At 63.8% G+C, this 12,650-nt stretch carries 13 protein-coding genes; 3 read left to right on the top strand and 10 right to left on the bottom strand.

What is annotated here, in order from left to right; all coding sequences use genetic code 11:
* The first annotated feature begins 17 nt into the window (after positions 1-17).
* Entirely contained in the window at positions 18-500 is a 483-nt protein-coding gene (locus tag BLS60_RS10040) for a hypothetical protein (protein WP_092367500.1), read from the top strand.
* A 28-nt stretch (positions 501-528) separates the two neighbouring features.
* On the opposite strand, the gene hemN is transcribed toward BLS60_RS10040, so the two are convergent.
* The 10 genes from hemN to ccoN form a co-directional block, all read right to left on the bottom strand.
* Positions 529-1,911, bottom strand: coding sequence for an oxygen-independent coproporphyrinogen III oxidase (gene hemN / locus BLS60_RS10035; RefSeq protein ID WP_092368215.1), 1,383 nt, complete (start codon positions 1,909-1,911; stop codon positions 529-531).
* A gap of 195 nt (positions 1,912-2,106) precedes the next feature.
* Entirely contained in the window at positions 2,107-2,790 is a 684-nt protein-coding gene (locus tag BLS60_RS10030; protein WP_092367498.1) for a sulfite exporter TauE/SafE family protein, read from the bottom strand.
* A complete protein-coding gene (gene ccoS, locus BLS60_RS10025) occupies positions 2,783-2,983 on the bottom strand; it encodes a cbb3-type cytochrome oxidase assembly protein CcoS (RefSeq protein ID WP_092367495.1) in 201 nt (66 codons plus the stop codon). Before ccoS ends, BLS60_RS10030 begins: the two co-directional genes overlap by 8 nt.
* The gene (locus BLS60_RS10020) at positions 2,980-5,388 is read right to left on the bottom strand and encodes a heavy metal translocating P-type ATPase (protein WP_276325649.1); all 2,409 of its coding nucleotides are present in this window, start codon (positions 5,386-5,388) and stop codon (positions 2,980-2,982) included. The genes ccoS and BLS60_RS10020 overlap by 4 nt, the downstream gene beginning before the upstream one ends.
* A 29-nt stretch (positions 5,389-5,417) precedes the next feature.
* Positions 5,418-5,924 carry a FixH family protein gene (locus BLS60_RS10015; RefSeq protein WP_092367489.1) on the bottom strand — a complete coding sequence of 169 codons (507 nt, stop codon included), beginning with the start codon at positions 5,922-5,924 and terminating at the stop codon, positions 5,418-5,420.
* Between the two features lie 111 nt (positions 5,925-6,035).
* Complete coding sequence (ccoG, locus tag BLS60_RS10010) at positions 6,036-7,442, bottom strand: cytochrome c oxidase accessory protein CcoG (protein WP_092367486.1); 1,407 nt, start codon at positions 7,440-7,442, stop codon at positions 6,036-6,038.
* A 356-nt stretch (positions 7,443-7,798) separates the two neighbouring features.
* Positions 7,799-8,737, bottom strand: a complete 939-nt coding sequence (gene ccoP / locus BLS60_RS10005; protein ID WP_092367483.1) for a cytochrome-c oxidase, cbb3-type subunit III — start codon at positions 8,735-8,737, stop codon at positions 7,799-7,801.
* Positions 8,734-8,919, bottom strand: coding sequence for a cbb3-type cytochrome oxidase subunit 3 (locus BLS60_RS10000; RefSeq protein WP_172139336.1), 186 nt, complete (start codon positions 8,917-8,919; stop codon positions 8,734-8,736). Before BLS60_RS10000 ends, ccoP begins: the two co-directional genes overlap by 4 nt.
* A gap of 4 nt (positions 8,920-8,923) precedes the next feature.
* Complete coding sequence (gene ccoO / locus BLS60_RS09995) at positions 8,924-9,532, bottom strand: cytochrome-c oxidase, cbb3-type subunit II (protein WP_092367480.1); 609 nt, start codon at positions 9,530-9,532, stop codon at positions 8,924-8,926.
* The gene (gene ccoN, locus BLS60_RS09990) at positions 9,532-10,971 is read right to left on the bottom strand and encodes a cytochrome-c oxidase, cbb3-type subunit I (RefSeq protein ID WP_092367477.1); all 1,440 of its coding nucleotides are present in this window, start codon (positions 10,969-10,971) and stop codon (positions 9,532-9,534) included. Before ccoN ends, ccoO begins: the two co-directional genes overlap by 1 nt.
* Positions 10,972-11,070: 99 nt before the next feature.
* Here ccoN and BLS60_RS09985 point away from each other — a divergent pair, with 99 nt between their 5' ends.
* Both BLS60_RS09985 and BLS60_RS09980 read left to right on the top strand, forming a co-directional pair.
* Positions 11,071-11,766, top strand: a complete 696-nt coding sequence (locus BLS60_RS09985) for an alpha/beta family hydrolase (RefSeq protein WP_092368209.1) — start codon at positions 11,071-11,073, stop codon at positions 11,764-11,766.
* 75 nt (positions 11,767-11,841) lie between these two features.
* Positions 11,842-12,213 carry a hypothetical protein gene (locus tag BLS60_RS09980; RefSeq protein ID WP_092367474.1) on the top strand — a complete coding sequence of 124 codons (372 nt, stop codon included), beginning with the start codon at positions 11,842-11,844 and terminating at the stop codon, positions 12,211-12,213.
* Positions 12,214-12,650: the final 437 nt, after the last annotated feature.

Here is a 12,650-nt window from a genome sequence, read left to right as displayed (position 1 = left end):
AGGCAAGGAGTGGCGTGATGCGAGTGGATGTACCTGCGGTGGTCGAGCGTAGCGCCGTGACGACTAATTCTACGTTGGCGACGGCTGCCGTCACGCCTGTCGATGTATCCGAAAGCGGGGCAGCGCCGGCTGCAGGCGCACCGGCAGAGCCTGGCCTCAAAGTGACGCTGTCTGCCGAGGGCCTGATGCGCTCGAAGACCGAAAGCAAGAACAGCGACATTGATGAAAGCGGCCTGCCCGACGCCGTCAAGCAATTGCTCAAGATGATCCGTGAGCTCAAGGCGCAACTCGCCGAGAAGATGGCCGAGCTACAAGCGCTCATGGCGCAGAGCGACATGGATGACGAAACACGTCAGGCCCGCGCCCAGGCCCTGCAGACCGAAGTCGGTTCGATCAGCGGCGCGCTGACCACAGCCACTGCCGAGCTGGCCAGGGTGATGCGGGACCAGAAACTCAGCACCGAACAAAGCGCCGCGGTCGGCTCATTGCTGAACGGTTGAGCCAGGCATCTGCGCCGCGCGGCGTGGTTCAGATCACCCGCGAAAAGCGCTGCAGGTTCTGCTCGCTCAGGTAGCGATCGAACAGCATGCACAGCGAGCGTACCAGCAGCCGCCCGGCTGGCAGAACTTCGATGCGGTCGTCATTCAATTCGATCAGGCCGTCATGATCCATCTGCTGCAGGGCCGGCCAGAGATCGGCGAAGTAGCTATGGAAGTCGATGGCGAAGCGCTGCTCGATCGCCGAGAAATTCAGTTGGAAGTGACAGATCAGCTGTTGGATAACCGCACGGCGCACGCGATCGTCGTCGTTGCAGATCAAGCCGCGCTGGGTCGCCAGTTGCTGGTTGCCGAGGCTGGCCTGGTAGGCCGCCAGGTCTGCGCTGTTCTGGCAGCACAAATCGCCGACCTGGCTGATCGCCGACACCCCAAGGCCGATCAGGTCGCAGTGGCCATGCGTGGTGTAGCCCTGAAAATTGCGTTGCAGGCTGCCGTCCTCCTGGGCGCTGGCCAGCTCGTCGTCGGGCAGGGCGAAGTGGTCCATGCCGATGTAGCGGTATCCGGCACTGGCCAATTGCTCGATGCTGCCTTGCAGCATGGCCAGTTTGTTTGCAGCGCTGGGTAACTGGCGGCTGTCGATGCGCCGCTGCGGCATGAAGCGCTCCGGCAGGTGAGCGTAATTGAACAGCGACAGGCGATCCGGCTGCAGGGCGATCACTTGCTGCACGGTGTGGGCGAAGTTTTCCGGGGTTTGTTGTGGCAGTCCGTAAATCAGGTCGATGTTCACCGAACGAAACTGCAGGGTACGCGCGGCCTCGATGATGGCGCGGGTTTCTTCCAGGCTCTGCAGGCGATTGATGGCGCGCTGCACGTTGGGATCGAGATCCTGCACGCCGAGGCTGACGCGATTGAAGCCCAGTTCGCGCAGCAGGCCCATGGTCGACCAGTCCGCCTCGCGCGGGTCGATCTCGATGCTGTAGTCGCCGGAGTCGTCGTCAAGCAGGCTGAAGTGCTCGCGCAGCTGGCTCATCAGCCGCCGCAGCTCGTCATGGCTCAGGAACGTTGGAGTACCGCCGCCCAGGTGCAGTTGTTCGATGCGCTGGCGCTTGTCGATATGGTGGCCGATCAGCGTCATTTCCCGCTCCAGCGCTTGCAGATAGGGCTGGGTGCGGCCGCGATCCTTGGTGATGACCTTGTTGCAAGCGCAGTAGTAACAGATGTTGGCGCAGAACGGCAGGTGCAAGTACAGCGACAGCGGGCGCTGGGCGCGGCGGCTCTCTCGCAAGGCATGCAGCAGATCGAAGGAGCCAACGCCCTCGTGCAGTTGCACGGCGGTCGGGTAAGAGGTGTAGCGTGGTCCGGCTTGATCATAGCGGCGGATCAGGTCGGTATCCCAGTGGATGGCGTTGAGCATGGCGAGGTCCGCGTCAGCATTGAATGCCTGGCAGTCTAGGGCGCGGCCGGTTTGGCCTTTTTGATCTGAGTCATGGGGGCGCAGGGGCATAACTACCGTTAAGCGCGCGCCTCGTAGCCTGGGTTGAGCGCAGCGATACCCGGGAGAAGATGCCCGGGATCTCGCGCTGCTCAACCCACGCCGCTGTCGGCTGCCTTAGTGCCCCATCAACCAATGCTGGTGCGGGCCAGGCAGTGTCCACAGGCCGAACAGCATCACCAGCAGCCCACCGGCCATTCGCACGCCGCGGCGGCTCAGCAGATGTTTCAGACGCTCGGCCGCCAGCCCGGTGGCCAGCAGCACCGGCAGCGTGCCGATGCCGAACGCCAGCATCAGCGCGGCGCTGTGCCAGGCATTGCCCTGGCTCGCTGCCCACAGCAGGGTGCTGTACACCAGCCCGCAGGGCAGCCAGCCCCACAACCCGCCGAGCAGCAACGCACGGGACGCGGTGGTGACCGGCATGACGCGCCGTGTAATCGGTTGGATGTTTCGCCACAGCCCGCGGCCCAGCGCTTCGATGCGCGTCAGCCCGCCCCACCAGCCCGCCAGATACAGGCCCATCACGATCAACAGCGCGCCAGCGATACCGCGCAGCGCCGTAGCTAGCGGGCCGCTGGCCACGGCCCAGCCAGCGAGGCCGAGCAGCAGGCCGGCCAGGGTGTAACTGAGGATGCGCCCGGCGTTGTAGGCCAGCAGCAGGCGCAAGCGCTGCTGCCGTGGTTCGGGCGCAATGGCCAGGGTCAGCGCGCCCATCAGCCCGCCGCACATGCCCAGGCAGTGGCCACCGCCGAGCAGGCCGAGAATCAACGCCGACAGCAATTGCGGTAACAGGTCAGTCATGGTTCTTAGCGTCTGCCTCGCTGGCCTGCTTCACGGCGGCGGTATGGCGTGGGTCGTCATCGTCGAAGAGGATGCGATGCGCGGGGCTGTCGAGGTCGTCGTACTGGCCGCTGTCGACTGCCCAGAAAAACAGCCACACGGCGAAGGCCACCAGCAGCAACGCAACGGGAATCAGGATGTACAGCGCGGTCATGACGATTTCCCCAGTCGCAGTGCGTTGAGTACCACCAGCAATGAGCTGAACGACATGCCCAGCGCGGCCCAGATCGGCGTGATCAGACCCAGCGCGGCGAAGGGCAGCACCAGGCCGTTATAGAGCCCGGCCCATGCCAGGTTCTCGATGATAATGGTGCGGGTGCGGCGGGCCAGGCGCAGTGCCTCGACCAGGCTGCTCAGACGATTGGATAACAGCACGGCGTCGGCGCTGGTCTTCGCCAGGTCGGAGGCCGAGCCCATGGCCACGCTGATATCGGCTCCCGCGAGTACCGGCACGTCATTGACCCCATCGCCGAGCATCAGCACGCGTCGCCCTTGTTGCTGCAATTCACGCAGGATGGCCAGCTTGGCGTCTGGCGTCAGCCCGCCGCGGGCCTGTTCGATACCCAGCTGCGCGGCCACTTCGCCGACCATCGGCGAGCTGTCGCCACTGAGCAGCATGATCTGCCAGCCGCGTTCCCGCGCAGCTGCGATCAACTCGCCCGCGTCGTCTCGCAGCCGGTCATCGAGGACCAACCAGGCCAGCGGGCCGCTTTCATCGCCAAGCAGCAACCACTGGCCCTGATCGCCCGGAATGGCTGGAGCGGGGCTGGCGCTCAGCGCAGTGACGAACGCCGCCTGGCCAATGCGCAGCCGGCGGCCGTCCACCACGCCTTGCAAACCGAGGCCGGGAAAACTCTCCAGCGCCTCGGCGCACGCCGATGTGTGGCCGAACGCACGGGCGATGGGGTGTTCGGAGTGACTCTCCAGGGCCGCAGCGAGGGCCAGGCAAGCGTCGTTGTCCAGCGAGCCGAGCGCATGCACCGAGCGCAGCGTGAGGCGGCCTTCGGTAAGGGTGCCGGTCTTGTCCACGATCAACGTGTCGATCTGCTGCAACCCTTCGAGCACATGGCCGCGGGTCAGCAGCATGCCGAGTCGGTGCAGCGCTCCGGTGGCGGTGGTCAGCGCGGTGGGCGTGGCCAGGGCGAGGGCGCACGGGCAGGTGGCGACCAGCAGGGCAAGCACTACCCAGAAAGCCCGCGATGGGTCGAGCTGCCACCAGACCAGGCCGACGATGGCCGCGATGATCAGAACGATCAGCAGGAACCACTGCGCGACCCGGTCGGCGACTTCTGCCAGGCGTGGTTTTTCGCTCTGGGCGCGCTCCAGCAGGCGCACGATGGCCGATAGCCGGGTGGCATCGCCTAGCGCCTGCACCTCGACGGTCAACGGGCCTTCGACATTCAGCGTGCCCGCAGTCACGCCGTCGCCCGCGGTGCGCGGTTGCGGCAGGTACTCGCCGGTCAGCAGTGATTCGTCGACGCTGGAATGGCCCTGCAGCACCATGCCATCAGCTGGCACCAGGGCGCCGGGCGAGACCAATACGTGATCCCCCAGGCGCAGTTCGCTGAGCAGGATGCGCTGGCTCTGGCCCTGTTCATCCAGGCGCAGGCAGGAGGCCGGCAATAGCTTGACCAATTGCGCGGTAGCCGCCGCGGTGCGTTCACGGGCGCGGCGCTCCAGATACCGGCCGCTGAGCAGAAACAGCGCGAACATGCCCACCGCGTCGAAATACAGCTCGCCATGGCCGGTGACGGTCGACCAGATGCCCGCCGCATAAGCACCGCCGATGGCCAGCGACACCGATACGTCCATGCTCAGCTGGCGGGTATGCAGGTCACGCAGCGCGCCACGGAAGAACTGGCCGCAGCAATAAAAGACGACGGGCGTGGTAAGGATCAGGCTGACCCAGCGCAGGATGCTGTCCAGCTCTGGGCTCAGGTCGACGTTGAACTCCGGCCAGGTGGCCATGCTCGCCATCATCACCTGCATCCACAGTAATCCGGCCACCCCCAGCTGGCGCATGGCGCGGCGATTCTCGCGGGTCAGCTGTTCGGCAGCGACGTCAGCCTGCCACGGATGGGCCGCGTAGCCGATCCGGCGGATTTCACCAAGCAGCTCGCTGAGCGGCACGGCGCTCGGGTTCCAGCGCACCAGCAGCCGATGGCTGGACAGGTTGAGGTGGGCATCGGCCACGCCGGGCAGGGAGCGCAGATGTTTTTCGATCAGCCAGCCACAAGCCGCGCAGGTGATGCCTTCGATCAACAGGCTGGTTTCGCTCAGGTCGCCGTGCTGTTCCACGAATGGCTGCTGCACATCGTTGCGGTCGTACAGGGCCAGCTCGTCCGGCAGCGCCTGGGGCAACTGCTGCGGGTTGTTGGCGGTTTCGCTGCGGTGGCGGTAATAGTGCTCCAGGCCGTTCTGCACGATGGTTTCGGCCACCGCCTGGCAGCCTGGGCAGCACATGGGCCGGGAATGCCCGAGCACCATCGTCTCGAAGCACGCGCCCATAGGAATCGGCAGGCTGCAGTGATAGCAGAACGACGGGCCGCTACGTTCCAACGGCGCCGCGCGGGGAATTGAAGCGTCGATCAGTGTTCATCCCCAAGCTGGATGGTCTCGCCGGGCTGCAGGGTTTCTTCCTCGAACAGGCGCCAGTTACCATCGCCTTCCTGGCCGATTAGCTCGACAAAGCGGCGGCCCTGCACGCTGTCCTGCAGGTTACCGAGATACAGGCCTGCGCCCTGATGTTGCAGCACCACCCGGCGGTCGCGCTCGGGCTGCGTGGGCGACACCAGATTGAGGATCAGCTGCGCTGGGGCGCTGTTGCCCTGCAGCTGCAGTTCAGCGACGCCGCGTTCGTCATCGAGATCAAGGCTGGCACGCAGTTGCAGGCGCGCGGCCAGGTTCTCGCGCTCCAGTGACTGGTTGATGCCCTTGCCGACGTTGTAGTAATCATCGGAGATCAACCCTGGCGGATTGCGTGTGGCCACGGTCAGCAGGGTCAGCCCCTGGATCACCGAGTAGCCGAGCAGGGCGATCAGGAACCAGGGCCAGAACTGCTTGTACCAGGGGGCGGGTTGGAGCTCTTCGTTCATGGTGCTCTGGTTCCTTGTATTCGTGAGCCACAAGCCTCAGCCGGCGATGGCCTTGCAATCGAGATGGTGGACAAAAGAGCGCTGTCCACCCTACGCGAACCTGCCGTTCCTCTACCTCACACTGGGGCCGATAAAGCGGCTGCTGGCGTCGTTATGGATGCTGTCGTCATCGGTGGCGCGGATGCGAAAGGTGATTTCGTTGGTGCTCGACGGCAGTTTCTCGGCGTCGATGGACAGCTCCACCGGAATCGCCAGCACTTCGCCGGCCAGTGCGCGGCCTTCGCGGCGGCCTTCATAGACCAGCCCGTCCAGCCCTTCGGCGTCGATGCGGTACACCACGTCGTGTTGCGCCTTGTTCATGATTTTCAGGGTGTAGACGTTTTCGATCCGGCCCAGCTCGTTTTCCCGATACAGGACGCGGTCCTTGAGTACGTCCAGCTCGACCAGTGAGCGGTCGTTCACTGCCCACGCGAACACCGCGAGCATGGCCAGCAAGGCGATGGCGTAACCGAGCAGGCGCGGACGCAACAGGCGGGTTTTCTGACCCGACAGGTTGTGTTCGGTGGTGTAGCTGATCAGCCCGCGGGGGTAACTCATCTTGTCCATGATGCTGTCGCAGGCATCGATGCACGCCGCGCAGCCGATGCATTCGATCTGCAAGCCGTCACGGATGTCGATGCCGGTCGGGCAGACCTGTACGCACAGCGTGCAGTCGATACAGTCGCCCAGGCCCTGGGCCTTGTAGTCGGCGGTTTTCTTGCGTGGGCCGCGGGCTTCGCCACGGCGCGGATCGTACGACACGATCAGCGTGTCCTGGTCGAACATCACGCTCTGGAAGCGCGCATAGGGGCACATGTGAATGCACACCTGCTCGCGCAGCCAGCCAGCGTTGCCGTAGGTGGCAAGCGTGAAGAAGCCGATCCAGAACAGCGCCCAGCCGCCGGCCTCGAAGGTGAACAGATCGACAAGCAGTTCGCGGATCGGCGAGAAATAACCCACGAAGGTCAGCGCGGTGATCAGCGACACGCCCAGCCAGATGCTGTGCTTGGCTACGCGACGAGTGAACTTGTTGGCGCTCATCGGCGCTTTTTCCAGCTTCATGCGCTGGTTGCGATCGCCCTCGGTGACTTTCTCCGCCCACATGAATATCCACGTGAAGACGCTCTGCGGGCAGGTGTAGCCGCACCACACGCGCCCGGCGAACACGGTGATGAAGAACAGCCCGAAGGCGGCGATGATCAGCAGCGCCGAGAGCAGCACGAAATCCTGAGGCCAGTAGGTGGCGCCGAAGATGTGGAATTTGCGCGCCGGCAGGTCCCACCATACCGCCTGGTGGCCGTTCCAGTTCAGCCACACGGTGCCGAAGTACAGGGTGAACAGTAGGGCACCGCCTACCCGGCGCAGGTTGCGATAGAAGCCGCTGAACGCACGGGTGTGGATTTTCTCGCGTGCAGCATAAAGGTCGACGGTGTCGCTTTCGGCAGGCGATACGTTCTTGATGGGAATCTGTTGGCTCATCGATGGCTACCACAACGGTTGGTCGGGCATGTCGCGACCGATACGTGCCGGTCGGGATCGTTCGCTGCGCTAGCTGGTGTGGCCGCCCGCTGCAGCGATCAGGCCAGGGGATGGTAAAGGCGGTACCCGAAGCGCGCCCTGACCTGGATCAGTGCAGGCCATGTTTTCCTAGTGTGGGCCGCAGAGCGATGCGCAAGACATACCCACGCGCAGCGAAGGAGCGATCCGGGGGCATTGGGTAGGGTTCCTGGGTTTCGCTTCGCTCAACGCCAGGCTACGGGTGCGCTGTTTGCATTTGTAGCCTGGGTAGAGCGAAGCGAAACCCGGGAGGGGGCATCCCAGGCATCACTTCACGCTTACTTGCTAACGTCGCCCGCCGCCTTACTGCGGCTCAGGCTCATTACATAAGCAGCCAGCAGGTGCACCTTGTCGTTGCCCAGGTACTGCTCCTGCGCCGGCATCTGGCCATTGCGGCCATAGCGAATGGTCTGCTGCAATTGCGCCAGGCTCGAGCCGTAGATCCAGCCGCCCGGTTGGGTCAGGTCGGGCGCCCCTAGCAACGCCATGCCGGTTCCGTTCGGGCCGTGGCAAGCCGCACAGGTGCTGCCGAACAGCTGCTTGCCTTGTTCCAGGTCAGCGTTGTTGCCCTCGGGCAGCGGCAATCCGGCCAGGCCGTTGCGCACGAAAGCGGCGACGTTGCGTACGCCGTCGTCACCCAGAGCATTGCCCCACGCTGGCATGGCGCCGATGCGACCATTCAAGATGGTGGTCTTGATGGTCTCGGCCTCGCCGCCCCAGCGCCAATGCTGGTCGGTCAGGTTGGGGAAGCCCACCGCGCCCTTGGCGTCCGAGCCGTGGCAGATCGAGCAGTAGGTGGCGAACAGCCGGCCGCCCATCTTCAGCGCCTGTTCGTCCTGCGCCACTTGTTCCAGCGGCATGGCCGAATATTTGGCGAAGATGGGGCCATATTCCGCCTCGGCCTTGGCCACTTCGCGCTCCCACTGCGTCACTTGCGTCCAGCCGTCTTCGTAACCCGGCAGCAGGCCTTTGAAATTGCCCAGGCCTGGATAAAGCGCCAGGTAGCCAGCGGCGAAGATCAGCGTGCCGAGAAACAGCATGAACCACCAGCGTGGTAGCGGGTTGTCGTACTCCTCGATGCCGTCGAAAGAGTGTCCCATGGTCTGGTCGGTGGTGTTCTTGCGTTCCCCTTTGCGCGTGGCGAACAGCAGCCAGAACAACGCGACCAGGCTGCCAACCGTCAACAGCGTGATGTACCAGCTCCAGAAGGTGCTCATGGGGTGTCTTTCCTTACTGCTGCTTTGTTGGGTTCATCGGCGAAGGGCAGGTTGGCCGCCTCGTCGAAGGCCTTGGCGCGCCGGCCGCTGTATGCCCACAGCGTCACGCAGGTGAAGGCGATCAGCACCAGTGCGGTCCCGAAGCCGCGCACCATGCCGATGTCGATAAAGTCGAAAAGCATGGGATCACCTCTTGTTTTTCAAGGCAGTGCCGAGCACTTGCAGGTAGGCGACCAGGGCGTCCATCTCGGTCTTGCCCTTCACCGCGGCGCTGGCGCCGGCGATGTCGTCGTCGGTGTAGGGCACGCCCATGAAACGCATGGCCTTGAGCTTGGTAACGGTGTCCTTGCCATCCAGCACGTTCTCGACCAACCACGGATAGGACGGCATCTTCGATTCCGGTACCACGTTGCGCGGGTTGTAGAGGTGCGCGCGATGCCACTCATCCGAGTAGCGCCCGCCCACCCGGGCCAGGTCCGGCCCGGTGCGCTTGGAACCCCACAGGAACGGGTGGTCCCAGACACTTTCGCCAGCAACCGAATAATGGCCGTAGCGCTCGGTCTCGGCGCGGAATGGGCGGATCATCTGCGAGTGGCAGCCGACGCAGCCTTCCTTGATGTACACATCACGCCCTTCGAGCTGCAGCGCGGTGTAGGGCTGCATGCCGGCGACCGGCTCGTTGACCACGTCCTGAAAGAACAGCGGGACGATCTGCGTCAGGCCGCCGATGCTGACGGCGAACACCATCAGTAGCGCCATCAGGCCGACGTTCTTTTCGATGATTTCGTGTTTCATCAGTGGGCCCCCTGTACCGAGAACTGAGCTGCAGCCTCGAGCTCGGCCGGCTTGCTGGCGCGCACGGTCTGCCAGGTGTTCCAGGCCATCACCAGCATGCCGGCGAAGAAAATGCCGCCGCCGATCACCCGCACCACGTAGCCGGGATGGCTGGCTTCCAGCGCTTCGACGAAGGAATAGGTGAGCGTGCCGTCGCTGTTCACCGCACGCCACATCAGGCCCTGGGCGATGCCGTTGACCCACATCGAGGCGATGTACAGCACGGTGCCGATGGTGGCGAGCCAGAAGTGCGCGTTGATCAAGCCGATGCTGTGCATCTGCTCGCGGCCGAACACCTTGGGAATCATGTGGTACAGCGAACCGATGGAGACCATCGCCACCCAGCCCAGCGCCCCGGCATGCACGTGGCCGATGGTCCAGTCGGTGTAGTGGGAGAGGGCGTTGACGGTCTTGATGGCCATCATCGGCCCCTCGAAGGTCGACATGCCGTAGAACGCCAGGGAGACGACGAGAAAACGCAGGATCGGGTCGGTGCGCAACTTATGCCAGGCGCCCGAGAGGGTCATCATGCCGTTGATCATGCCGCCCCAGCTCGGCGCCAACAGCACCAGCGACATCACCATGCCCAGGCTCTGTGCCCAGTCCGGCAGCGCGGTGTAGTGCAGGTGATGCGGGCCGGCCCAGATGTACAGGGTGATCAGCGCCCAGAAGTGCACGATCGACAGGCGATACGAATACACCGGGCGCCCGGCCTGCTTGGGCACGAAGTAATACATCATCCCCAGGAAGCCCGCGGTGAGGAAGAAACCCACCGCGTTGTGCCCGTACCACCACTGGATCATCGCATCCGTGGCGCCCGCGTACAGCGAGTAGGACTTGGTCAGCGAGATCGGCACTTCGAGGTTGTTGACCACGTGCAGCAGCGCCACGGTGAGGATGAACCCGCCGAAGAACCAGTTACCCACATAGATATGGCTGACATTGCGCTTGATGATGGTGCCAAAGAACACGATCGCGTAACTGACCCAGACGATGGTGATCAGAATGTCGATCGGCCATTCCAGCTCGGCGTATTCCTTGCTACTGGTGTAGCCCAGCGGCAGGGTGATGGCCGCCAGCACAATCACCAGCTGCCAGCCCCAAAAGGTGAAGGCCGCCAGCTTGGGCGCGAACAGCGTGGCCTGTGAGGTGCGCTGTACGGCATAGTAACTGGTGGCGAACAGGGCGCAGCCGCCAAAGGCGAAGATCACCGCATTGGTGTGCAGTGGCCGCAGGCGACCGAAGCTCGTCCAGGGCAGATCGAAGTTGAGCCACGGCCAGGCGAGCTGTGCGGCGATAAGCACGCCGACTCCCATCCCGACGATGCCCCACACCACCGTCATGATGGCGAATTGGCGAACCACCTTGTAGTTGTAGGCGGAACTGGTTGTTGTGTTCATGTCTGGGTTTCCATCCACGGTTATGGCAGAGCATCTGCAGCCCCCAAGCAGCGGATAAGTCCGCACACGGAAAAGGGCTTTTTTATGAGCGAGGCAAGCATGCGAGAAGGGCAGCGAAGCGGTATTGACGCCGATCAACAGGCGCAGGGAAGTGCAGCCGCAGGGCTGCTGTGGGATCGGCCAACGGGCGACAGCCTGGTGACCTTGATCCTCGCCCACGGCGCGGGCGCGCCGATGGACAGCGACTTCATGAACCTGATGGCAGGCAAGCTCGCCGCCCGTGGCGTAACGGTGGTGCGCTTCGAATTCGCCTACATGGCCGCGCGCCGCGAAGACGGCAAGAAACGCCCACCCAACCCCCAGGCCAAACTGCTCGAGCGCTGGCGCGAGGTGCATGCCGCCGTGCGGCAACAGGTCACCGGGCCGCTGGCCATCGGCGGCAAGTCCATGGGCGGGCGCATGGCCAGTTTGCTCGCCGACGAGCTGGAAGCGGATGCGCTGGTCTGCCTGGGCTACCCGTTCCACGCCATCGGCAAGGCCGACAAACCGCGCACTGTGCATTTGGCCGATCTGAAAACGCCGACCCTGATCGTGCAGGGCGAGCGCGACGCCATGGGCGACCGCCACACTGTGGCGAGCTACCAACTATCAAGCGCCATCGAACTGTTCTGGCTGCCCGCAGGCGACCATGATCTGAAACCGCTCAAGGTGTCCGGTTACAGCCATGAACAGCATCTGCAGTCGGCAGCGGATGCCGTGGCGGCATTTCTGGCGCAGCGCGTTGCAGGCCGCTGAAGCGTGGCGTGTTCGGCAGCCTGGCGACGAGCGATTGGATAGGGTCGGTCTGGTGAAGATGAACAGGGCAAGGGAATGCACTATCGGGATGTATTGGCGATTCACCGCAATGCGCAACGTTTCAAGCGTTGGGCGATGTGGTCGGCGGTTTTGCTGTGCTGCATTCTGCTGTTCAGCAAGAACACGTGGTACCTGACCGGCGTGCCCGCCAACCCGGCGTCCATCGAAATGATGAAAGACTACGTGCGAGGTGCCGGCGCCGATCCCGAATCGCTGATTCTCAGCGACCACCATGGCACCTGCGGGACGTTCAGCTACATCGGCCGCGACGGCAAACGCAGCACACCTCTAGGCTTCGTCGCCATTCCCGGCAAGGGCGTGTCGCTGAGCCTATTCAGTGCCGAATGGGACAGAAGCCCCTGCGCTGGGGCTCGGTCATTCCGCTAGCCGCTGGACCAATACCCCGTCCGTGGGAGCCGCGCCCTCGCGGCGAATGGCCCAGGCGATGCCAAGATGGCAGGTCTGCCTACATTCCTCGCGCCGAGGTCGACGCTTGTATGTTCTAGGCTAGGTACCTGTCGAGGGGTGGAGGGACGTGCGAGGCTTCTGCAAGCGACAAGCCAGACAGTAGGAGAATTCCCCCACCCCTTACTCACCACAAGCGCCGATAAAGAATCCTTCGGTCGGAGCGACAACCCGAGCCGACAATACCGGCAAGCCTGCGCAACGTGAGTTTTCGACAGGTCGCTCAATCTTCACCGTCGGAGCACGCCATGACAAGCCCCACGCCCGTTATCGGTATCGATGTTGCTAAAGATTCCCTAAGCCTGTTTTGTGCAGCCTCTGGCCAGGCAATTGAGATCGGCAATGACACCCGCTCGATT

This window comes from Phytopseudomonas seleniipraecipitans (assembly GCF_900102335.1).
Taxonomy (GTDB): Bacteria; Pseudomonadota; Gammaproteobacteria; order Pseudomonadales; family Pseudomonadaceae; genus Aquipseudomonas; species Aquipseudomonas seleniipraecipitans.
The sequence above is the reverse complement of the archived record's forward strand: the minus strand, read 5'-3'. Positions and strand labels throughout refer to the sequence as shown.